Genomic DNA, 23231 nt, shown 5'->3' with positions numbered 1-23231 from the left:
GATCCGGTCCGACCAGGTGATTTCAGGCGATTTAGTTTGCGATCCGCTAACCGGTCAAGCCGTGTCGCGGAAGGTTGATGAACCCGCTGAACTCCGGCAGACCCGGAGAAAAGTGAGCGCCCCATGACAGAGCTGTATAAGCAGTACCTGGACACTTCGTACCTGTCCGGCGGTAACGCCGCCTACGTTGAAGATCAGTACGAAGCGTACCTTCAAGATCCCACGTCCGTTAGCGAGGCACTGCGCGCGTACTTCGATGCGCTGCAGAACGTCCCCGCCGTCGACGGTTCCAACGCCCGGGATATCGCCCACGCCCCCATCGTCACGTCGTTCGCCGAGCGCGCCAAGGCTGGCCCGATCAAGACGATTGTCGCGTCTGCCGATTCCGATATGGGTCGCAAGCGCGTGTCGGCCACGCAGCTGATCGCCGCGTACCGCAATGTGGGCCTGCGTTGGGCTGATCTTGATCCGCTCAAGCGTCAGGAGCGCCCGCCGGTGCCGGATCTGGACCCGGCTTTCTACGGTTTCACTGAAGCCGATCAGGACATCATCTTCAATGCCAGCAACACGTATTTCGGCAAGGAATCGATGAGCCTGCGCGAGCTGGTCAACAACCTGCGCGAAACGTACTGCGGCTCGATCGGCGCCGAGTTCATGTACATCAGCGACCAGGCGCAAAAGCGCTGGTGGCAAGAGCGTCTGGAAACCATTCGCTCCAAGCCGACGTTCTCGGCTGAAAAGAAAAAGCACATCCTGGAACGCCTGACGGCCGCTGAAGGCCTCGAGCGCTTCCTGCATACGAAGTACGTCGGTCAGAAGCGTTTCTCGCTGGAAGGCGGCGAAAGCTTCATCGCGGCCATGGACGAACTGATCCAGCATTCCGGCGCCAAGGGCGTGCAGGAAATCGTGATCGGCATGGCCCACCGCGGCCGTTTGAACGTGCTGGTCAACACGCTGGGCAAGATGCCCGCCGACCTGTTTGCCGAATTCGAAGGCAAGCACGTGGACGACCTGCCGGCTGGCGACGTGAAGTACCACAAAGGCTTCTCGAGCGATGTGACCACGCCGGGCGGCCCCGTCCACCTGTCGCTGGCGTTCAACCCGTCGCACCTGGAAATCGTCAACCCGGTCGTGGAAGGCTCGGTCAAGGCGCGTCAGGAGCGCCGCGACGACAAACACGGCGCGCAAGTGCTGGCTGTACAGGTGCACGGTGACGCGGCCTTCGCTGGCCAGGGCGTCGTGATGGAAACGCTGAACCTCGCGCAAACGCGCGGTTACGGCACGGGCGGCACGATCCATATCGTTATCAACAACCAGATCGGTTTCACGACGTCGGACCCGCGCGACTCGCGCTCGACGCTGTACTGTACCGACGTGGTCAAGATGATCGAAGCGCCGGTTCTGCACGTGAACGGCGACGATCCGGAAGCCGTCGTCCTGGCCATGCAACTGGCCGTGGACTTCCGTACCGAGTTCCAGAAGGACATTGCGGTCGACATCATCTGCTTCCGTAAGCTCGGCCACAACGAGCAAGACACGCCGGCAATGACGCAGCCGCTGATGTACAAGAAGATCGGCACGCACCCCGGCACGCGCAAGCTCTACGCAGACAAGCTCGTCACGCAGAACACGCTGAAGACCGAAGAGCCGGACGCCCTGGTGCAGGAATTCCGTGCCGCCATGGACGCGGGCAAGCACACGGTCGACCCGGTGCTGTCGAACTTCAAGAACAAGTTCGCAGTGGATTGGCTGCCGTTCCTGAACCGCAAATGGACGGATGCGGCCGATACCGCTGTGCCGATGGCCGAACTCAAGCGTCTGGCCGAGCGCATCACCGCCATCCCGGATCACTTCAAGCTGCACCCGCTGGTTGAGAACGTCGTCAACAACCGCGCCAAGATGGGCAAGGGCGAGCTGTCGCTGGACTGGGGTATGGGCGAGCACCTGGCCTTCGCATCGCTGGTGGCGTCTGGCTACCCGGTGCGTATCACCGGTCAGGATGCGGGTCGCGGTACGTTCACGCACCGTCACGCAGTCCTGCACGATCAGAACCGCGAGCGTTGGGACGCCGGCAGCTACATCCCGCTGCAGAATGTGTCGGAGAGCCAAGCTCCCTTTACGGTGATCGACTCGGTGCTGTCGGAAGAGGCCGTGATGGGCTTCGAGTACGGCTATTCGTCGGCTGAGCCGAACACCCTGGTGATCTGGGAAGCCCAGTTCGGTGACTTCGCCAACGGCGCACAGGTCGTGATCGATCAGTTCATCTCGTCGGGCGAAGTTAAGTGGGGTCGTGCCTCGGGTCTGACGCTGATGCTGCCGCATGGCTACGAAGGCCAAGGTCCGGAGCACAGCTCGGCACGCCTGGAGCGCTACCTCCAGCTCTGCGCAGACCACAACATGCAAGTGGTGCAGCCGACCACGCCGGCGCAGATCTTCCACCTGCTGCGTCGCCAGATGATCCGGATGTTCCGCAAGCCGCTGATCATCCTGACGCCGAAGTCGCTGCTGCGCAGCAAGGATGCCGTGTCGCCCCTGTCGGATCTGGCCAAGGGCCATTTCGAAACGGTGATCGCCGATACGGCCGAAGATCTGAACGCCGCCAAGGTCAAGCGCGTCGTGGCCTGCTCGGGCAAGGTCTACTACGACCTGGTCAACGCCCGTAAGGAACGTGGCCAGACCGACACGGCCATCATCCGTGTGGAACAGCTCTATCCGTTCCCGCACAAGGCGTTCGCAGCCGAGCTGAAGAAGTATCCGAACCTTGCTGAAGTGGTGTGGTGCCAGGACGAGCCGCAGAACCAGGGTGCCTGGTTCTTCGTGCAGCACTACATCCTGGAGAACATGACCGAAGGTCAGAAGCTGGGCTACGCAGGCCGCCCGGCATCGGCATCGCCGGCCGTGGGCTATTACGCGAAGCACAACGAGCAGCAGAAGGCGCTGATCGATGCCGCGTTTGGCAAGCTCAAGGGCTTCGTGCTGAACAAGTAAGCGACATCTGCACCAAGGCGGCAGCTTCGGCTGTCGCCTTGACGCATCTTCGCTACCGAATTCCACCGTATATCGAATTAGCGCGGCTCCCGAAGAAGAGGGGCACGCGCACATGAATCCAAGGAAGCACCGAAATGGCTATCGTTGAAGTCAAGGTCCCGCAGTTTTCCGAGTCCGTTGAAGAAGGCACGCTGATCTCCTGGAAGAAGAAGCCGGGCGAAGCCGTGGCCCAGGATGAAATCCTGATCGAAGTCGAGACCGACAAGGTCGTGCTGGAAGTGCCGGCCCCGTCGGCTGGCGTACTGGCCGAAGTGCTGGTGGCGGACGGCGCAACCGTGACGTCGGAACAGCTGCTGGCCAAGATCGACACCGAAGGCAAGGCAGGCGCCGCCGCTCCGGCTGCTGCTGCACCGGCTCCCGCAGCCGCTGCACCGGCGCCGGCTGCTGCCGCTCCGGCTGCCGCTGCCGCGGGTGGCGTGGCCATGCCGTCGGCCGCCAAGCTGATGGCCGAGAACAACCTGTCGGCTGGCCAAGTGGCGGGCACGGGCCGCGATGGCCGCATCACCAAGGGCGACGTGCTGGGTGCCGTGGCTGGTGGCGCCAAGCCGGCTGCCGCTGCTGCTCCGCAAGCCGCACGTCCGGCGCTGCAGCAGGTTGCTGCTCCGGTGGACTTCGCCGCCCTGGGCGACCGTCCGGAAGAGCGCGTGCCGATGAGCCGCCTGCGTGCCCGTATCGCCGAGCGTCTGGTGCAATCGCAATCGACCAACGCCATCCTCACCACCTTCAACGAAGTCAACATGAAGCCGGTGATGGACTTGCGCGCCAAGTTCAAGGACCAGTTCGAGAAGACCCATGGCGTGAAGCTAGGCTTCATGTCGTTCTTCGTGAAGGCGGCTGTCCACGCGCTCAAGAAGTACCCGGTCATCAACGCTTCGGTTGACGGCAATGACATCGTCTACCACGGCTACTTCGACATCGGTATCGCTGTCGGCTCGCCGCGCGGCCTGGTGGTGCCCATCCTGCGCAATGCCGACCAGATGAGCCTGGCCGACATCGAGAAGAAGATCGCTGAGTTCGGCCAGAAGGCCAAGGACGGCAAGCTGACGCTGGACGACCTGACCGGCGGTACGTTCTCGATCTCGAACGGCGGCACGTTCGGCTCGATGCTGTCGACCCCGATCATCAACCCGCCGCAATCGGCCATCCTGGGCGTGCACGCCACCAAGGATCGCGCCGTGGTGGAGAACGGCCAAGTCGTGGTCCGCCCGATGAACTACCTGGCCATGTCCTACGACCACCGCATCATCGACGGCCGTGAAGCCGTGCTGGGCCTGGTCGCAATGAAGGAAGCGCTGGAAGATCCCGCACGCCTGCTGCTGGACCTGTAATCGACGCGTTGATGACCTGAGACGCCGCAGCCCGTTGGGTGCAGCGGCGTCCGAATCGAGGATTTCTCCATGAGCAAAGAATTTGACGTGCTGGTGATCGGCGCCGGCCCCGGTGGCTACATCGCCGCCATCCGCGCTGGCCAGCTGGGCCTGAACGTGGCCTGCTGCGAAGACAACGCCTACGACGATCCGAAGGGCGAGCCGCGCCTGGGTGGCACCTGCCTGAACGTCGGCTGCATTCCCTCGAAGGCGCTGCTGGCCTCGTCGGAAGAGTTCGAGAACGTAAACCACCATCTGGCCGACCACGGCATCACGGTGGACGGCGTCAAGGTCGACGTGGCCAAGATGCTCAAGCGCAAGGACGACATCGTCGGCAAGATGACGAAGGGCATCGAGTTCCTGTTCCGCAAGAACAAGGTGACGCTGCTCAAGGGCCACGGCAAGTTCGTCGGCAAGACCGACGCGGGCTATCAGGTCGAAATCGCAGGCAAGGCCGGCACGGAAGTCGTGACCGCCAAGCACGTGATCATCGCCACGGGCTCGAAGGCTCGCCATCTGCCGGGCGTGAAGGTCGACAACGTGACCATTGCCGACAACGAAGGCGCACTGAAGTTTGGCGAAGTGCCGAAGAAGCTGGGCGTGATCGGTGCTGGCGTGATCGGCCTGGAGCTGGGCTCGGTGTGGCGCCGTCTGGGTGCCGAAGTGACGATTCTCGAAGCGCTGCCGAGCTTCCTCGGTGCGGCTGACGAATCCGTTGCCAAGGAAGCCAACAAGCTGCTGACCAAGCAGGGTCTGAAGATCAACGTCGGCGTGAAGGTCGGCGAGATCGAATCGTCGGGCAAGGGCGTGAAGGTCAACTACACGGACGCTGCCGGCGCTGCACAAGTGCTGGAGTGCGACAAGCTGATCGTGTCGATCGGCCGCGTGCCGAACACCGACAACCTGGGCCTGGAAGCGATCGGCCTGGCGGCGGATCAGCGTGGCTTTATCGAGGTGGACGAACACTGCGCCACCAAGCTGCCGAACCTGTGGGCGATCGGTGACGTCGTGCGCGGCCCGATGCTGGCGCACAAGGCAGAAGACGAAGGCGTGGCCGTGGCCGAGCGCATCGTTGGTCAGAAGCCGCACATCGACTACAACTGCATTCCGTGGGTTATCTACACGTACCCGGAAATTGCATGGGTGGGCAAGACCGAGCAGCAGCTCAAGGCCGAAGGCCGCGAGACCAAGGCCGGCCAGTTCCCGTTTATGGCGAACGGCCGTGCACTGGGCATGGGCGCATCCGACGGTTTCGTGAAAGTCATCGCTGATGCGAAGACCGATGAAATCCTGGGCGTGCACATCGTGGCGGCCAACGCCTCGGACCTGGTTGCCGAAGCCGTGGTGGCGATGGAGTTCAAGGCTGCAGCTGAAGATATCGGCCGTATCTGCCATCCGCACCCGTCGATGTCGGAAGTGATGCGCGAAGCTGCGCTGGCGGTCGACAAGCGTCAGCTCAATATGTAAATCGCAAGCCGCAAGGCAAGCACGATGCCCGGTGAATCCACAAGATTGCCGGGCATTGGTCCATTTGGGCCCGCAAACGGTGCCCCAAGCACATCAAGCAGATGAACGTCCAGGAAACCTACCTACAGGAACTGAAGGCGCGCGGCTATCAGCCCGACGAAGCGCAACAACGCGCCGTCGATCGCCTGCAGCGGTGCTACGACGAATGGGTTGCCTACAAGGCCCGTCGTTCGACTGCGCTGCGCAAGATGCTCGTGCGCCCGGATTTGCCCCGTGGCGTCTACATGTGGGGCGGGGTGGGGCGCGGCAAGTCGTTCCTGATGGATGCGTTCTATAGCTGCGTGCCGTTGGTCCGCAAGACGCGTCTGCACTTTCACGAGTTCATGCGTGAAGTACATCGTCAACTGGAAGAACTGCGCGGCCGCGCTGATCCGCTGGACGAACTGGCCCGCCGCATCGCCAAGCGCTACCGCCTGATCTGCTTTGATGAATTCCACGTCAGCGACGTTGCCGACGCGATGATCCTGCACCGCTTGCTCGATCAGCTGTTTGCCAACGGCGTGCAGTTTGTGATGACGTCCAACTATCGGCCCGACTTGCTGTATCCGGACGGCCTGCACCGCGACCGTGTGCTGCCGGCCATTGCGCTGCTGCAGGAGAAGCTCGACGTTCTCAACGTCGACGCGGGCGTTGATTACCGCAAGCGCGCGATGGAGCAAGTGCAGGCCTACTACACGCCGCTGGGCGCGAAGGCCAATTCGGCGTTGCGCGATGCGTTTACGGCGGTGGCCGGAGTGCCGGACGAGTCGCCGGTGCTGCGCATCGAGCATCGTGAGATTCGTGCGGCGCGCAAGGCCGGCGGTGTGGTGTGGTTCGACTTCGCCACGCTGTGTGGTGGCCCGCGCTCGCAGAACGATTATTTGGAGATCGCTTCGCGCTTTCACACCGTTATCCTGGCCGATGTGCCGAAGATGACGCCGCGCATGGCATCCGAGGCGCGCCGCTTCACGTGGCTGATCGACGTGTTCTACGACCACAAGGTCAAGCTGCTGATGTCGGCGGAGGTGCCGGCAGACGAGCTTTACACCGAAGGCCAGATGGCCAATGAATTTCAGCGCACCGTGTCACGTATCGTCGAGATGCAGTCGCGCGAATACCTCGAGGCACCTCGCCGCGAAGTGGATACATCCCTTACCTGACTTCGCGCACTGCCGCGTGCCTAGTGTGACGTCGGCGGCGAATTGCGATGCGACGGCGGCGCCTGCGAGGGCCGCAAGCTGGCGCCAAAGAAGTCTTGCGGCAGGCGCTCGGTTTTGCGATTGACGTTGCGGAACGCGCCTTCCACCAGCATGGGCGCGACATTGCTCACATCGGTTTGCGACGCCATGGTCACGTCTTCGGTAAAGCCGCGTTCGCACAGTTCGCGGCCCGACACAGAATCAAGCAACCACGCTTTCATCATTCCGGTCTGCGACGCCTCGCGATAAATCGCGCGAGCGGCGAGCGCTTCGGGCGAGAGCGCTTGCGGCAAGAACCCCGCCACCGTTTCCGACAGGTGATGCACGATCGCACCGGCAGCCAGCCAGTCTTCAAGGGCGGGGCGCAGGCTGCCATCGGCCCAGCGTTCTCCTGAGGCCACCACGGCCACGCGGCGGCCCAGCCGCGATGCTGCTTCAGCCACCGCGCGCGCATTGCGCAGGCAACCTGCAAACGTCGGCGTCGATCCGGTGGCGAGTGCGAGCGTTGCCCCATTAGGCGAGGGCAGGACGAGGTTGCTGCCCATTGGCAATTCCCGCAGCGACGTTGGCGAGAGCGTATACCCCGCCTGACTGCGGTTGTGGCCCGCCAGCATGGCCCCGGCACGGCGCGCGAAGGTTTCAGCGCTGGCGTCGCGCCATGGGTACGGATAGATGCGTGCCCCGCGCGCCACGGCCACATCCACACAAGTGCAGAAGGACAGCACGTCCACCACGATGACGGCGTCGCAATGTGGCGCCAGCGCGGATGCTCCGTGCTCGCCCCATTCGCAGTGGATGTTGTACAGGCTGAATTCGGTTGCCATGTCGCGCCCTCCTGTTTGGCTGGTGCAGCTATTCACTATAGGCGGCTTATTTTTTTATGGGAAAGTGGGCATGTTGAGGTGCGCTGAGGGTCGCATTTTCGACTGATTCTTATTGGGCCGCGCTTGATGCGTATCAAGGGCGCGCCGGGGGATGCTGGCTAGCATCGTCCTCATAATGACGACGATATTCGCCCCCAACCATCCAACCGCGCCGGTTGCCGGCATAGGCTCGCCTACGGGTCCGAGCGGAGCCGCCGCGTCGCGCATCACCTGCTATCACTGCGCATCGCCACTGGATGGCGCCACCGCTCTCCGCGCTGACATCGGCGGCAAGTCTCGGGAATTTTGCTGTGCCGGCTGCCAGGCTGTCGCGCAAACGCTGCACGCCTCCGGCATGGGCCACGTCTATGACGGCCCAATCGCTTTCGCCAAGCCCGTCGAAGGTGACCGTCGCACCGAAGCCGAAGCTGTTTGGGCAACCTACGATCTGCCCGTCATGCGTGAGCGCTTCGTGCGCACGCGCGCTGACGGCGCGGAAGAACTTTCCCTTGCGATCAGCGGCATGCGTTGCGCTGCATGCGTCTGGCTGATCGAGCGTGCGCTCTCGCGAGTGCCGGGCGTGCGCGAAGCCACCGTCAATTACGCCACTGAACGTGCGCGCATCGTCGGAGATGCAGGGGCGATGCGGCTGTCCGCGGTGTTTGCTGCCATTGCCGACGTCGGATACGAGGCGTGGCCCGACCAGCCATCTGCCCGCCGCACTGCCGAGGCGCGTGAACGCCGCAGCCTGCTGATCCGCTTGGGGCTGGCGATGCTCGGGATGATGCAAGTGATGATGTACGCGTGGCCGGTGTACCTGCACGGCAGCGACATCCCCGTGAGCCAGACGCGCCTGATGCAGTGGGCCAGCCTGATGCTGACCGTGCCGGTGGTGTTGATTTCTGCGCGACCCATTTTCGTCAATGCGTGGCGGCAAGTGCGGCATGCGCACGTCGGCATGGATGTGCCCGTGGCGCTGGGAATTGGCGCAGCGTTCATTGCCAGCGTAGTCGCCACATTGCGTGGCCATGGCGAAACGTATTTCGATTCCGTGACGATGTTCGTCGCTTTCCTGCTGGCGGCGCGCTATCTCGAACTGCGTGCGCGGCAGAGTGCAGCTTCCGGCGCTGAAGCGTTGGTGCATCAGTTGCCCGCCACCTGCCGGCGGTTCCATGCCGAAAGCGGCGCGCTGGAAACCATCCCCGTTGCAGCCTTGCAGCAAGGCGATTGCGTGGAAGTGCGCGCCGGTGAAGTTCTGCCCGCCGACGGCACCATTGAACGCGGCACCACTGAGATCGACGAATCGCTTCTCTCCGGTGAAAGCGTGCCGCGCCCGCGCGACGTGGGCGCGACCGTGCTGGCAGGTAGCTACAACGTCGTCAGCGCCATTCGCGTGCGTGTCAATCGCGTAGGCGCCCAGACGCGCCTTGCCGCCATCGTGGATCTGCTGGAACGCGCCTTGACGGACAAGCCACGCATGGCTGAACTCGCCGATCGTGTTGCCGGGCGCTTTGTGGCAGTGTTGCTCGGCTGGGCGCTGCTGACGGCGATCGCGTGGTGGTGGATCGATCCGACGCGCATGTTTGCCGTTACCGTGGCGGTGCTGGTGGTGAGTTGCCCCTGTGCGTTGTCGTTGGCCACGCCGTCTGCGCTGGCCGCGGCCAGTGGAGCGCTGGCACGGCGCGGTGTGCTGGTCACGCGCGGCCACGCGATCGAGAGCCTGGCAGCCGTGACGGACGTGCTGCTCGACAAGACCGGCACGCTCACCGAGGGGCGTTTGCGCTTGCTGAGCATCGAGACCTTCGCCGATGTGGATGCCGAACACTGCCTCGCATTGGCATGCGTGATGGAGCAATCCGAGAATCACCCGATCGCCCAGTCGCTGCGGGCCGCCACCTCCGCTGAAATGCCGTTGCCAACGTTGGGGCGCGTGACCAATGTGCCGGGGCAGGGTGTGTATGCCCTGGCCGATAACCAATTGGTGCGTCTTGGCACGCAGTCATTCGCGGCAGAGCACTACGCAGATCAGCCCGTTGCTTCCATTCGTTACGGCACGGAAGCGCCGATGGAGGAAGTGCCGCCGGCGGCCGCGTGCACGTCGGTCTGGCTCGGCCGCGATGGCCAACCTCTCGCGCGGTTCACGCTGGCCGATACGCCGCGGGCCGATGCGCCTGCATGCCTGAGTGCGTTGCGCGCACAAGGATTGCGCTTGCACCTCGTTTCCGGCGATGCGCCCGAGACCGTGCACTGGTGGGCCAACCGCCTTGGCATCGACCATGCCGCTGGCGGCGTCAGCCCCGAAGACAAACGTGCCTACGTGCGCAAGCTGCAGGCAGACGGCGCCCGCGTGCTGGCCGTCGGCGACGGCATCAACGACGCACCGTTGCTCGCGCAGGCGCAGGTCTCCATCGCCATCGGGTCGGGTGCGCCCCTGGCCCAGGCCGGCGCCGACGCCATCCTCACCGAGCCTCGCCTGTTTGCCATTAGCGAGGCCGTGTCGATCGGCCGTCGCTCGTTGCGTGTGGTGCGCCAGAACCTCGGCTGGGCTTTCGCCTACAACGCGATCAGCATTCCGCTCGCCACGCTGGGGTGGCTGTCGCCGCTGGCGGCGGGCATCGGCATGTCGGTGTCGTCGTTGTTGGTGGCACTCAATGCGTGGCGTTTGTCACGCACCGCTTAAGGAGCCGAAATGGAAACGCTGTTTCTGCTGATTCCGCTGTCGCTGATGTTGGTTGTGGCGATTGTCGGGGTGCTGTGGTGGGCGGTCGGCTCGGGCCAGTACGACGATCTCAAGGCGCCGGCTGAATCGATTTTGCTCGACCCTGATACCCCGGTGCGTGACGCAATGTCGCGGGACGGAACTACTTGACCACGTTGGCTGGGGTGCCTTGATGCACGTCAAGACTCGAATGTCGCCTCATTCTTAACATGACCCTATCAAACCAACACTCTCGGGGAGCAAGCATGCAATCGTCCAGCGCGTTGCAGCCCACCCAGACCTTCAACTACCGCGTTGTTCGCCAGTTCTCGATCATGACGATCGTCTGGGGCATTGTCGGTATGGCGGTCGGTGCGCTGATCGCGGCCCAGTTGATCTGGCCGCAACTGAATTTCGGGGTGCCTTGGCTGACCTATGGTCGGCTGCGTCCTCTGCACACGAATGCCGTCATCTTTGCGTTTGGCGGCAGCGCACTGTTTGCGACGTCTTACTACATCGTGCAGCGTACCTGCCAGGTGCGTTTGCTTTCCGACAAGCTTGCCGCCTTCACGTTCTGGGGCTGGCAGGCAGTGATCGTGGCCGCCGCCATCACGCTGCCGCTTGGCTACACGAGTTCGAAGGAATACGCCGAACTCGAATGGCCGATCGACATCCTGATCACCGTGGTGTGGGTGGCCTACGCGATAGTCTTCTTCGGCACCATTGCCAAGCGCAAGACCCGGCACATCTACGTCGCCAACTGGTTCTTCGGCGCCTACATCATCACGATCGCGCTGCTGCATATCGTCAACAACGCTGAGTTGCCTGTGTCGCTGTTTAAGTCGTATTCGGCTTATGCCGGTGTGCAGGATGCGATGGTGCAATGGTGGTATGGCCACAACGCAGTGGGCTTCTTCCTGACCACCAGCTTCCTGGGCATGATGTATTACTTCGTGCCCAAGCAGGCCGAGCGCCCGATCTATTCGTATCGCTTGTCAATCGTGCACTTCTGGGCGCTGAACTTCACGTACATGTGGGCGGGCCCGCACCACCTGCAATACACCGCACTGCCTGACTGGGCTCAGTCGCTCGGCATGGTGTTCTCGCTCATTCTGCTGGCGCCGTCGTGGGGCGGCATGATCAACGGGATCATGACCCTGTCGGGCGCCTGGCACAAACTGCGCACCGATCCGATCCTGAAGTTCCTCGTGGTGGCGCTGTCGTTCTATGGCATGGCGACGTTCGAGGGCTCGATGATGTCCATCAAGACCGTCAATGCGCTGTCGCACTACACCGACTGGACGATCGGCCACGTTCACTCGGGTGCCCTCGGCTGGGTGGCAATGATCACCATCGGTTCGATGTACTACATGATCCCGCGCCTGTTTGGCCAACAGAGGATGTACAGCACACGCCTGATCGAGGTGCACTTCTGGGTGGCGACCATCGGCGTGGTGCTCTACATCGCTGCCATGTGGGTTGCTGGCGTGATGCAAGGTCTGATGTGGCGCGCTACCGAGGCCGACGGCACGCTGACCTACAGCTTCGTTGAAGCGGTGAAGGCAACGTACCCGTTCTATCTGATTCGCCTCGCTGGCGGCCTGTGCTTCCTGGGCGGCATGCTGCTGATGGCATTCAACGTGTTCAAGACCATCCAGGGCAGCAAGGCCGTCGATGCACCAATTCCTCAACCGGCCCAGACCCCGATGGTCGCGGCTCAGTGAGGAGGGGAACATGAGCAACCAATCCAACAAGTTTTTCTCGCACGAGACGCTGGAAAAGAACATCGGCTTCCTGATCGTGCTGACGCTGGTGGTGGTCAGCATTGCAGGCCTAGTGCAGATCGTGCCGCTGTTCTTCCAGCATTCGACCACTGAACCGGTCAAGGGCATCGCTCCGTATTCGCCGCTGCGGCTGGCGGGGCGCGACATCTACATCCGCGAAGGCTGCGTCGGCTGCCACTCGCAGCAAGTGCGTACGCTGCGCGCCGAAACCGAACGCTATGGCCACTATTCGCTGGCAGGCGAATCGGTGTTCGATCACCCGTTCCTGTGGGGCTCCAAGCGCACGGGCCCGGATCTGGCGCGCGTGGGGCAGCGCTATTCGGACGACTGGCATCGCATCCACCTGCGCGATCCGCGTGAGGTGGTGCCCGAGTCGAACATGCCGTCGTATGTGTGGCTCTCGAAGACGCCGCTGGACAACAGCGACATCGAAAAGAAGATGCACGTGCTGCGCCAGCTCGGTGTGCCGTACACGGATGCGCAGATCGCCGGGGCGCGCGAGCAACTCGCAGGCAAGACGGAAGAGGATGCCGTGGTCGCCTACCTGCAAGGCCTCGGTGTGGAACTGCGCAACGTCCGGGACGTGGCTGTCGAGCCGACTGTTGCGCCTGCCACCGTTGCTGCCAAGGAGTAAGCCATGGCCATGCTGAGTGCAATTGCGACTGCCGTCTTCCTCGTGCTGTTCGTCTGCATTACCTGGTGGGCATTCTCCGCGCATCGCCGCGCTGCGAATGCGGAATCGGCCATGCTGCCGTTCCTGTTGCCCGATGAGGCCGAGGTCGCCGGTGCGCGCGCAGACGCGACGCGCCCGCATCAATAAGGACACAGAATCATGAGCGACTTCATTTCGGAGTTCTGGGGGTATTACATCGCAGCGATCGCCCTGGTCGGCATCGTGTGGTGCATCTGGCTGCTGTTCTCCCAGCGGCGCATTCAAGTGGCACCGGGGCACAGCGCCGGTGAAGATACAGGCCATGTCTGGGATGGCGATCTGCGTGAATTGAACAATCCGCTGCCGCGCTGGTGGATGTGGATGTTCCTGCTGTCGTGCATCTTTGCGTTGGGATACCTGATCCTGTACCCCGGCCTGGGTGCATACGGCGGGGTGCTTGGTTTCTCCACGCGCGGCGAGCTGGCCTCGCAGCGTGCGGCGGCCGATGCTCAGGTCCGCCCGCTCTATGAGCGCTATGCCGGCATGGACATCAAGCAGATCGCCGCCGACCCGCAGGCCCATGAGATCGGCCAGCGCCTGTTCCTGAACAACTGTGCGCAGTGCCATGGCTCGGACGCTGGCGGCGCGAAGGGCTTCCCGAACCTGACCGACAACGACTGGCTGTACGGCGGCGAGCCCGAGACGATCCTGACGACCATCACCAAGGGGCGTCACGGCGTCATGCCATCCCTCGCGGCGGTGGTGGACGGCAATCAGGCTGTCAACGTGGCCAACTATGTGCGCTCGCTGTCGGGCCTGTCTTACGACCCGATCAAGGCAGCGCGTGGCGAACCGACGTTCAAGTCGGTCTGCGCGGCTTGCCACACGGCAACCGGCAAGGGCAATCAGGCGCTCGGCGCGCCCAACCTGACCGACCGCGTCTGGCTGTACGGCAGTTCGGAAGCGACCATCGTCGAGACCATCCTCAAGGGCCGTGACAACACGATGCCGGCACATGAGAACCTGCTCTCGCCGGAGAAGATCCGCATGCTGGCGGCCTATGTCTGGGGTCTGTCGAATAGCAACACGAGTCACACGCAATGAGCGACAAGGAACCAGCCTGGCGCCCCATGACGCCCGCCACTGCGGCGGCGGGCGCCGAAGACGCACCCACCGAGCAGATGCTCTATGAGGTCCGGCGCAAGATTTATCCGCGCGCCGTGACCGGCGCCTTCGCGCGTTGGCGCGTCTGGCTGGTGCTGGCCACGCAAGCCATCTTTTATGGCTTGCCGTGGTTCCAGTGGAACGGTCGCCAAGCAGTACTGTTCGACTTGGGCGCACGCAAGTTCTACCTCTTTGGCCTCGTGTTGTGGCCGCAGGATGTCATCTATCTGACGTTGCTGCTGGTGCTGTCGGCGCTCGCGCTGTTTCTATTTACGGCGGTGGCGGGGCGGCTCTTTTGCGGTTATGCCTGTCCGCAGACGGTCTACACCGAGATTTTCATGTGGATCGAGCGGCATATCGAAGGAGATCGCTTCGCGCGCATCCGTCTCGACGGTGAGCGCTGGAGCCTGCGCAAATTCCGCCTGAAGGCCGCAAAGCATTCGGCTTGGATCCTCATCGGGCTGTGGACGGGCTTCACCTTCGTGGGCTTCTTCACGCCAATCCGCGATCTGGGCATGGAGACCTGGACGCTGTCGCTCGGCCCCTGGCAGACGTTTTGGATGCTGTTCTACGCATTTGCGACCTGGGGTAACGCCGGTTTCATGCGCGAACAGGTCTGCCGCTACATGTGTCCCTACGCTCGTTTCCAGAGCGTGATGGTCGATCCCGATACCTACGTTGTCACTTATGACACGCAGCGCGGCGAGCCGCGCGGCAGCCGTTCGCGCAACGCCGATTTCGAAGCTCAGGGTCTGGGTGCCTGCGTCGACTGCAGCATCTGTGTACAGGTATGCCCGACCGGCATCGACATCCGCCAAGGGCTGCAATACGAATGCATCGGTTGCGGCGCCTGCATTGACGCCTGTGACCAGGTCATGGACAAGATGCGCTACCCGCGTGGTCTGATCCGCTACACGTCGGAACGCGCGATGCTTGATCGGCTCAGCCCGAAGGAAGCCCGGCGACATCTGCTGCGTCCGCGTGTGCTGATCTATACCGGAATCATGCTGGTGCTCTTCACCGGGTTCATCGTGGCATTGGCGATGCGGCAGCCGCTCAAGGTTGACGTGATTCGTGATCGTGGTGCGCTGGCGCGTGAAGTGGACGGCGGCAAGATCGAGAACGTTTATCGCCTGCAACTGATGAACGCGTCCGAGCACCCCATGCGCGTGACCATCACCGCCGAGGGCATGCCGGAACTGGACGTGCAGGGCGGCAGCGGCGAGTCGACCACATTGGAGTTGCCGCCGGCGGCTAACCGACTGCTGCCTGTGCGCGTACGCCGGCCGGCCGACGATGCCGCCCCCGGCTCGCACAAAATCCGTTTCGTCATCCATGCAGACAGCGGTAGCGACAGCCTCGTACTGCGCGAACCGTCGAGCTTCATCGTGCCGCGCTGATGCGGCATCCCCAACAGGAGGCAACGATGCACGCAACGCAATCTTCCGCACAGGCCCGTCCCTGGTGGCGCGAGCCCTGGCCATGGCTGCTGATGGCAGGGCCGTTCGTCGCCATGGTCGGCTGCGGCGTCACCATCTGGCTGGCAATGTCGCATCCCGATCCTGCTATTCATGACAACGTGGTGCGCCGCGGTTTGGTCGTTGAAAAGACGGTCGTCGCGCCGCCACATGCCATTCACGCGGAGGCCCGATGAAACGTCGATTGCTGATGTGGATTCTGTGGCCGGCATTTCTGTCGGCCGCGCTGGCTGAGCTGGTGGTTTTTGCGGTGGTGGACCCCGCCGACCTGCGCTTCTTCGGCGAACAGATCACGGTGTCGACCCAGGCGGTCTACACCGTGTCGTTCTTTGTGTTCTGGTTGCTGTGCGGATTGTCGAGCGCGCTGACGCTCTATGTGTCGCCGGGCATCGGCAAACTGGAAGCGCATGAACACCCGCTCGTGTGAGCGGGAACCATGGAAGCAGCTTAGGCGGCCTGACCGCTCATGACCTGGCGCAGGCCGGCCAGGTCGACCAACTTGACGTGGCGTTGGCGGATCTGAATGAGACCCGCTTCGGCAAAGCGCGAGAACAGGCGGCTGACGGTTTCGAGCTTCAGACCCAGATAGCTGCCAAGTTCTTCGCGGCTCATACGCAGCACAAACTCGGTCGACGAATATCCTCGCTGGGCCGATCGCTTCGAGAGGTTGAGCAGGAACGCTGCCAGACGCTCCTCCGCACGCATGGAGCCCAGCGTGAGAAGCATCAGATGATCCTGCGAGATTTCCTTGCTCATGATGCGCAGAAACTGATGCTGCAGCGAAGGCAGCCGGCGCGAAAGGTGCTGCAGCTCGTCGTAGCGCACCACGCAGACTTCAGTATCTTCAAGCGCGGTGGCGTCCGACACGTGGCGCATATCACCAATGCCATCGAGCCCGACGATTTCACCCGGCAGATGGAACCCAGTGATCTGGTGTCGTCCGTCTTCAAGCGTCAGATGGGTTTTGAGCGTGCCGAAACGAATGCCGTAAACCGCCTCCAGTGGCTCACCCAGAGAATAGAGCGATTGCCCCTTCTTAATGCGGATGCGCTCGCCGACCAAATCGTCCATCTTGCGCACGTCATCCGAGTTCATTCCCACCGGCAGGCAGATTTGCCCGAGTACACAGGTGGAACAACGCGAGGCTTGGTCGGTAAGTGCGATTCGAGTGAGCACGGGCGGGGGCGAATTTCGGGAAAGTGAAATGAGTAATTCTTGTTGTATAGCGCCAGCTTATTATAACGGCGACCTTCTTGTCCTCGGACATTTCCGATGCGGCAAAACGCGCCAATTACGCTTAGTTCGCAACAGCAAAACGAAAACCTTGGCCCATATCAAGAGAGCGTCAGAAAGATGAGTGCCGCCGCGCTTCTGAGCGTTTTCCTGATTGCGTTGCTCGGCGGTGTCCATTGTCTGGCGATGTGCAGCGGTATCGCACTCGCGGCCGAGCGCGGGGCGGTGGCGGTGCGGATCGTGTCTCGCCGCCGTCTATGGTTTGAGCAGGTCGTCATGCATGCCGGCCGGCTGACCACCTATACGCTGCTTGGCGCAATCATGGGTGCGATGGGTGCGACCGTCTGGCGCCAGCAATGGCTGCCCATTCAACGCGGCTTGTTTGCCTTCGCCAGTGCATTGCTGCTCGCCTACGGTTTGTTGCTGCTCGTGCGTTCCGCCGGAGATGTGTGGCGCAGCGTGTGGCTTGAGCGCTTGCTCGGCCGCGTCGCTGGTGGTCTGTCTCTAGCGGCGGCTAGGCTGGGCGGCAAGCTTCAGCGTCAGCCGCCGTTGCTGCGCCGCTATGTCACGGGTATGGCGTGGGGTTTGGTGCCGTGTGGCATGGTTTACGGCGCATTGGCTGTAGCGTTGTTGGCAGGCAACGCAGCCTCAGGGGCCGTGGTCATGCTCGTCTTTGGTGCCGGCACACTGCCTAACCTTCTGATGATGTCTGGCTTGGCCGGGTGGTTGAGAGGGCTGTCGCGCCAGCGATGGGCGCGAGGCGCGGCTGGCATCGCCATCGCCGGGTTTGGGGTCTGGGGGCTGTTTCACGCAATCTGGCTGCCAGAGATGCTTAACGCACACGGATTCTGTCTCGTGCTGTAAGCGTTTAAAGCGCGGGGAAATCGCCATCCGGCCCGGGATGGGAGGCTAGGACATCTTCCCGGTTGCGGCGCTGCTGGAAATTGCCCTACAATCGACAACAATTCGATTCGCCACCCGCGCAAATCAACAATCCCAAGCGCGGCGCCAAGCGATGCCATCCAGCGGTAGAGTCACCCTGGACAGTCGATTCGGGCGGGCTGCCGTTCTTCTTGGTAGTCGTCCGGTGCAGTATCCGTCCCCATGGCGGCGGAAGAAATTGCCCTTGTGGTGCCTGACCGGCACCGGATCAACTCGCTCCTCCGGCCCTACTTTGCGGGCACAGCCACTGCGTTTCGGTGCAGGATCCAATTGAATAATTGGCCTTCGCGCGCCGGGCCCGGGTGGGCAACAGCATTCAGAAATGCCGCGTGCTTCGCGGCGGGACGACAAACCTCAAGCGTGACGGCGACTGGCCGTGCGCGAGCAATGACGAGCCGCTCAACCCGATGAATACCCAAGAGGCGAAGATCGTCCTCGAGACCGCGCTGATCTGCGCGCAGGATCCGTTGCGAGTCAATGACTTGCGCAAGCTCTTCGACGAAGATGTTTCCGCAGACACCATCCGTGTGCTGCTCGAAGAACTGCGCCAGGACTGGCTGAATCGCGGTGTCGAACTGGTCGCGCTGGCCTCCGGCTGGCGCCTGCAGAGCCGTCCGGAAATGCGCGTGTATCTTGATCGACTGCACCCGGAAAAGCCGCCCAAGTACTCGCGTGCCGTGATGGAAACCCTGGCGATCATCGCTTATCGCCAGCCGGTCACCCGCGGCGATATCGAAGACATTCGCGGTGTGACGGTCAACACGCAGGTCATCAAGCAGATTGAAGACCGCGGCTGGATCGAAGTCATTGGTCATCGCGACGTGCCGGGTCGCCCCGCGCTGTATGCGACGACCAAGCAGTTTCTCGACGATCTTGGCTTGCGCTCGCTGGACGAGTTGCCGCCGCTGGAAGATGCCCGAGCTCAGGCGCAGGCGAGCCTTCTGGAGCAGGGCGCCATTGAATTCGAGGGCGGCGCAATTGCGGTAGAAGAGCTGTCAGCGATGGTGAACGACGCGCCGGAAGGTGCCGAGAGCGGAGAGGCCTCGGTGGAGGACTCTGCCGGATCGCCCATTGACGAGGCTTTCGTCGAAGCAGCTGAAACGCCAGCGCAGCCTGCTGAGGTTGCGGTGGGTGATGAGCCAGAGCTGGAAACCGAGTCGCAAGCGGTGAATGCGACCGAGGCAACGGAAGACGAGTACAAAACACCGGTCGAGCCGCCTGCGGCTCCCGCCAATGAACATTCGTGACGCCATGCCCGCCGCACAGTCGGTGCATGGTCTGAACCCCTAGATTTTTTGAAGACGTTGTGAGCACCCAGCCAGACTCCATGGATACACGTATGCCGGCCGACGCCGACGCTCAGCCGCCGCGACAAGACGGCGGTGATGGGACCGAGGCCGCGCCTCGTCGCAAGGGTTTGCGCCGAGGCTTGCGCAACCTCGTGGCTTCGCGCCGCCAGCAGCAGGACGGCCGCCCTGAAGGTGAAGCCGCCGAGGCCGGTGGTGCTGACGCCAGCCAGCCTGCGCAACCGCGCAAGAGCCGCGCGCCGCGGGCGCGCAAGCCGAAAGAGTCGGCTGGTGAGCCGGCGGTCGTTGCCGCAGAAGGTGCTGCACCGGCCGAGCAGGCGCCGGCAGAAGGCCAGGGCGAGCGGCGGGGCCCGCGCGGCCGTTTCGGCAAAAACCGTCGCCGTCAAGGCGAAGGCCAACCGGCGGAACGCGCCGAGCGCAGTGAACGTACGGAAGGCGCTGGCGGCAAGAGTGCCGGCGGTCGTGGCAAGCAGCAGAACCGCAACGGCAAACCGCAAGGCAAGGCTGGCGGCCAGACCCAGAATCGCGGGGGCAAGGGGCTGAAGGGCGGCAAGGGCTCCGAAGACGTCTTCCAATACGTGATTTCCGGCGCGTACGACTCGGATGTTGACGCGGGCAGTGCATCGCAGCCCCCTAAGGCGCGCGAACTGACCTCCGAAGACGACGCTCCCAAGCTGCACAAAATCCTGGCGGACGCCGGGCTTGGCTCGCGCCGCGACATGGAAGACCTGATCCTGCAAGGTCGCGTCTCCGTGAACGGCCTGCCGGCCCACATCGGCCAACGCATTCTCGCGACCGATCAGGTGCGCGTGAACGGCAAGCTGATCCAGCGCAAGCTGCCGAACAAGCCGCCGCGTGTGCTGCTGTATCACAAGCCGGCCGGTGAAATCGTGAGCCAGTCCGATCCGGAAGGCCGTCCGACGGTGTTCGATGCATTGCCGCGCATGAAGACCGGCAAGTGGGTCGCCGTCGGTCGCCTCGACTTCAATACCGAGGGCCTGCTGATTTTCACGACCTCCGGCGACATCGCCAACCGCTTCATGCATCCGCGCTATGGCGTTGAGCGTGAATATGCGGTGCGTACGCTGGGCGAGCTGGCCGAAACTGACCGTCAGAAGCTGCTGCACGGCATCCCGCTCCAGGACGGCGAAGCCAACTTCCTGCGCTGCGTCGATGGCGGCGGCGAAGGTGTCAATCATTGGTACCACGTCGCTCTGACGGAAGGTCGGAACCGCGAGGTGCGACGCATGTTCGAGGCGGTCAATCTGACTGTGTCGCGCCTGATCCGTACGCGCTATGGCAGCTTCGTTCTGCCGCGCGGGCTCAAGCGCGGGCGCTGGCAGGAGGTGTCGGCCGAGGATGTCCGCACGCTGATGGGCACGCTGGGCATGAAGGTGCCGACGGCCAGTTCTGGCGGTGGGCAAGACCGTCAGGGCAATCGTCGCCGTGGGCCGGCGCCGGTGCTGATGGGGCCGATGTCGTCCGGTTTTGCGGGAGAAGCCAACTTCCAGTCACGCGGTATGGGCGTTGAGAACGGTAATCGCGCGCAACCCGCGCAGCGCCGTCCGTCCAACCCGCGTCAGCCCGATCCGATGCAAACGTCCATGGGCTACATCAATGTGGGCGGTCCGACTACGCTGACAGCGCGCACCCGTATGGGCGAGCGCCCGAATGGCCGCGGCGGCGCGGCCGGTGGCGGTGGTATGCGTGATGGCAATCGCGCGCCCGGCAACAAGCGCCCCGGAAAGAGTGGCGGCGGCACACCGAACGGCAACAAGGCGCCGCGCGGTGGTGGCAAACGCGGCGGTAAGCGCTAAAAGTGTGGGCGTTGTGCGCGACATTCGTCGCAACGTCCCATTTTGTGGCGGCTTCGGGGCAATTTTTGCGTTTTGCCTCGAAGCGTATTACAATGTGAGTCTAATCAAAAGTCATCCTGCAGAAGATGGGCGAATGATATGGGCGTTGCGCCCATTTTTTTTTGCTTCGGCAGGTTGGCCATACCGGGAAATTCTTCAGGAAAAACGTGCATCTGACTGATCTGATTGAGAAGACCCTCACCGCCATGGGGTACGAGCTGGTGGAAGTGGAGCGCGCACCCGCCGGGCTGCTGCGCGTGTATATCGATCAGGCAGAGAACGGCATCGTCATTGAAGATTGCGAAAAAGTGAGCCATCAGCTCACGCGCGTGTTCGAAGTTGAAAACGTCAACTATGAACGGTTGGAAGTGTCGTCGCCCGGGCTGGACCGCCCGCTACGCACGCTGGCCGACTTCACGCGCTTCGCCGGCCTTGAGGTCAAGGTGACGTTGCGCCTGCCAGTGGACGGGCAAAAGAATTTCACGGGAATCATTCAGGCTCCGACGGGCGAGCCAGGCCAGGAACGAATCGGCCTTGAGTTTGAGGGCAAGGAAGGCCCCGCACTGCTGGAATTCACGCTGTCGGAACTCGACCGCGCCCGGCTGGTGCCCGTGCTGGACTTCAAAGGAAATCGAAACAAAGGGAACAAGCAATGAGCCGCGAAGTTCTGTTGCTCGTCGATGCGCTTGCGCGCGAAAAAAACGTCGACAAGGATGTGGTGTTCGGGGCGCTGGAGGCCGCATTGGCTTCGGCGACCAAGAAGCGCTTTGAAGAAGACGTGGATGTGCGCGTGGCGATCGACCGTGAGTCGGGCGAACACGAAACCTTCCGTCGCTGGCTCGTCGTTCCCGACGATGCAGGCCTGCAGGAGCCGGACAAGCAGATTCTGCTGTTCGAAGCCAAGGAGCAGGACGCTGATATCGAGGTCGACGACTTTGTCGAAGAGCAGATCGAATCGGTCGAGTTCGGCCGTATCGGCGCGCAGGCTGCCAAGCAGGTGATCCTGCAACGCATCCGCGATGCCGAGCGCGAGCAGATCCTGAACGACTACCTGGATCGCGGCGAGAAGGTTATGACCGGCACGATTAAGCGCGCCGACAAGAAGGGCCTGATCGTTGAAACCGGCCGCGTCGAGGCGCTGCTGGCCCGCGACCAGATGATCCCGAAGGAAAACCTGCGCACGGGCGACCGTGTCCGCGCGTACATCCTGAATGTCGATCGCACCGCACGCGGCCCGCAGATTGAGCTTTCGCGCACTTGCCCAGAGTTCCTGATCAAGCTCTTCGAAAACGAAGTGCCTGAAATGGAACAGGGTCTGTTGGAGATTAAGGCCGCCGCGCGCGATCCGGGCGTGCGTGCGAAAATCGCAGTCGTTGCACACGACAAGCGTATCGACCCGATTGGTACTTGCGTCGGCGTGCGCGGCACCCGTGTGACGGCTGTGCGCAACGAAGTTGGCGGCGAGGCTGTGGACATCGTGCTGTGGTCGGAAGACCCGGCGCAGTTTGTGATCGGTGCGTTGGCGCCGGCACAAGTTCAGTCGATCGTCGTGGACGAGGAAAAGCACAGCATGGACGTGGTTGTCGACGAGGAAAACCTCGCCGTGGCCATCGGCCGTAGCGGCCAGAACGTTCGCCTGGCGTCGGAGTTGACGGGCTGGCAAATCAACATCATGACGCCGGCAGAGTCTGCGCAGAAGCAGGCAGAAGAAAGCTCCGTCGTTCGCCAGTTGTTCATGGCGAAGCTGGACGTGGACGAAGAGGTTGCTGACATCCTGATCGAAGAGGGCTTCAGCTCGCTCGAGGAAGTGGCTTACGTGCCGCTGCAGGAAATGCTGGAAATCGAAGCGTTCGACGAAGACACCGTCAACGAGCTGCGCAACCGCGCTCGCGACGTGTTGTTGACGATGGAGTTGGCGAAGGAAGAAAAGGTCGAGAAGGTGTCGCAAGACCTGCGCGACCTCGAGGGGCTGACCCCGGAGCTGATCGGCAAGCTGGCCGAGGGGAACATCCAGACGCGTGACGACTTGGCCGAGCTGGCCGTGGACGAATTGGTCGAGATGACCGGCGTCAACGAAGAACAAGCCAAGGCGCTGATCATGAAGGCGCGTGAACACTGGTTTTCGTGAGTCGCG

20 protein-coding genes are annotated in these 23231 nt (G+C 62.8%); 18 read left to right on the top strand and 2 right to left on the bottom strand.

Annotated elements, in window-relative coordinates:
• The first annotated feature begins 123 nt into the window (after positions 1–123).
• The 4 genes from NG898_RS13325 (at position 124) to zapE (ending at position 7081) form a co-directional block, all read left to right on the top strand.
• Entirely contained in the window at positions 124–2988 is a 2865-nt protein-coding gene (locus tag NG898_RS13325; RefSeq protein ID WP_252692708.1) for a 2-oxoglutarate dehydrogenase E1 component, read from the top strand.
• A gap of 134 nt (positions 2989–3122) precedes the next feature.
• Positions 3123–4376 carry a 2-oxoglutarate dehydrogenase complex dihydrolipoyllysine-residue succinyltransferase gene (odhB, locus tag NG898_RS13320; RefSeq protein WP_024975929.1) on the top strand — a complete coding sequence of 418 codons (1254 nt, stop codon included), beginning with the start codon at positions 3123–3125 and terminating at the stop codon, positions 4374–4376.
• Positions 4377–4445: 69 nt separating this feature from the next.
• Positions 4446–5882: a dihydrolipoyl dehydrogenase gene (gene lpdA / locus NG898_RS13315; RefSeq protein ID WP_092971425.1), complete on the top strand. Its 1437-nt coding sequence runs from the start codon at positions 4446–4448 to the stop codon at positions 5880–5882.
• Between the two features lie 101 nt (positions 5883–5983).
• Positions 5984–7081, top strand: a complete 1098-nt coding sequence (gene zapE / locus NG898_RS13310) for a cell division protein ZapE (protein WP_252692707.1) — start codon at positions 5984–5986, stop codon at positions 7079–7081.
• Positions 7082–7101: 20 nt separating this feature from the next.
• Here zapE and NG898_RS13305 read toward each other — a convergent pair whose 3' ends face one another.
• Positions 7102–7944, bottom strand: coding sequence for a 2-phosphosulfolactate phosphatase (locus tag NG898_RS13305; RefSeq protein WP_092971423.1), 843 nt, complete (start codon positions 7942–7944; stop codon positions 7102–7104).
• Positions 7945–8119: 175 nt separating this feature from the next.
• Here NG898_RS13305 and NG898_RS13300 point away from each other — a divergent pair, with 175 nt between their 5' ends.
• From NG898_RS13300 to NG898_RS13260, 9 genes are all read left to right on the top strand, one after another.
• Positions 8120–10663, top strand: a complete 2544-nt coding sequence (locus tag NG898_RS13300; protein ID WP_252692706.1) for a heavy metal translocating P-type ATPase — start codon at positions 8120–8122, stop codon at positions 10661–10663.
• A 9-nt stretch (positions 10664–10672) separates the two neighbouring features.
• Positions 10673–10852 carry a cbb3-type cytochrome oxidase assembly protein CcoS gene (ccoS, locus tag NG898_RS13295; protein WP_092971421.1) on the top strand — a complete coding sequence of 60 codons (180 nt, stop codon included), beginning with the start codon at positions 10673–10675 and terminating at the stop codon, positions 10850–10852.
• 95 nt (positions 10853–10947) lie between these two features.
• A complete protein-coding gene (gene ccoN, locus NG898_RS13290; protein ID WP_092971420.1) occupies positions 10948–12405 on the top strand; it encodes a cytochrome-c oxidase, cbb3-type subunit I in 1458 nt (485 codons plus the stop codon).
• A 10-nt stretch (positions 12406–12415) separates the two neighbouring features.
• Entirely contained in the window at positions 12416–13099 is a 684-nt protein-coding gene (gene ccoO / locus NG898_RS13285) for a cytochrome-c oxidase, cbb3-type subunit II (RefSeq protein WP_252692705.1), read from the top strand.
• 3 nt (positions 13100–13102) lie between these two features.
• Entirely contained in the window at positions 13103–13285 is a 183-nt protein-coding gene (locus NG898_RS13280) for a cbb3-type cytochrome oxidase subunit 3 (RefSeq protein WP_252692704.1), read from the top strand.
• 12 nt (positions 13286–13297) lie between these two features.
• A complete protein-coding gene (ccoP, locus tag NG898_RS13275) occupies positions 13298–14221 on the top strand; it encodes a cytochrome-c oxidase, cbb3-type subunit III (RefSeq protein ID WP_252692703.1) in 924 nt (307 codons plus the stop codon).
• Entirely contained in the window at positions 14218–15681 is a 1464-nt protein-coding gene (gene ccoG / locus NG898_RS13270) for a cytochrome c oxidase accessory protein CcoG (RefSeq protein ID WP_252692702.1), read from the top strand. The genes ccoP and ccoG overlap by 4 nt, the downstream gene beginning before the upstream one ends.
• Positions 15682–15707: 26 nt before the next feature.
• Positions 15708–15935, top strand: coding sequence for a FixH family protein (locus tag NG898_RS13265; RefSeq protein WP_092971416.1), 228 nt, complete (start codon positions 15708–15710; stop codon positions 15933–15935).
• Positions 15932–16186 carry a hypothetical protein gene (locus NG898_RS13260; RefSeq protein WP_092971415.1) on the top strand — a complete coding sequence of 85 codons (255 nt, stop codon included), beginning with the start codon at positions 15932–15934 and terminating at the stop codon, positions 16184–16186. Before NG898_RS13265 ends, NG898_RS13260 begins: the two co-directional genes overlap by 4 nt.
• 20 nt (positions 16187–16206) lie before the next feature.
• Here NG898_RS13260 and fnr read toward each other — a convergent pair whose 3' ends face one another.
• Entirely contained in the window at positions 16207–16935 is a 729-nt protein-coding gene (gene fnr / locus NG898_RS13255) for a fumarate/nitrate reduction transcriptional regulator Fnr (protein ID WP_092971874.1), read from the bottom strand.
• A 177-nt stretch (positions 16936–17112) separates the two neighbouring features.
• Between fnr and NG898_RS13250 the strand changes: the two genes are divergently transcribed.
• The 5 genes from NG898_RS13250 (at position 17113) to nusA (ending at position 23225) form a co-directional block, all read left to right on the top strand.
• A complete protein-coding gene (locus NG898_RS13250) occupies positions 17113–17856 on the top strand; it encodes a sulfite exporter TauE/SafE family protein (protein WP_252693438.1) in 744 nt (247 codons plus the stop codon).
• Positions 17857–18341: 485 nt separating this feature from the next.
• Positions 18342–19181 (top strand): SMC-Scp complex subunit ScpB, encoded by an 840-nt coding sequence (gene scpB / locus NG898_RS13245; RefSeq protein WP_252692701.1) that lies wholly within the window; start codon positions 18342–18344, stop codon positions 19179–19181.
• 92 nt (positions 19182–19273) lie between these two features.
• The gene (locus NG898_RS13240; RefSeq protein ID WP_252693437.1) at positions 19274–21058 is read left to right on the top strand and encodes a pseudouridine synthase; all 1785 of its coding nucleotides are present in this window, start codon (positions 19274–19276) and stop codon (positions 21056–21058) included.
• A gap of 206 nt (positions 21059–21264) precedes the next feature.
• Entirely contained in the window at positions 21265–21753 is a 489-nt protein-coding gene (gene rimP, locus NG898_RS13235) for a ribosome maturation factor RimP (RefSeq protein ID WP_092971412.1), read from the top strand.
• Entirely contained in the window at positions 21750–23225 is a 1476-nt protein-coding gene (nusA, locus tag NG898_RS13230; protein ID WP_252692700.1) for a transcription termination factor NusA, read from the top strand. Before rimP ends, nusA begins: the two co-directional genes overlap by 4 nt.
• Positions 23226–23231 lie beyond the last annotated feature (6 nt).

Origin of the sequence: Ralstonia mojiangensis, from assembly GCF_023955645.1 — a bacterium.
Lineage (GTDB): Bacteria > Pseudomonadota > Gammaproteobacteria > Burkholderiales > Burkholderiaceae > Ralstonia > Ralstonia mojiangensis.
Note: the sequence above shows the minus strand (reverse complement) of the source record. Positions and strands in the feature narration are given on the sequence as shown.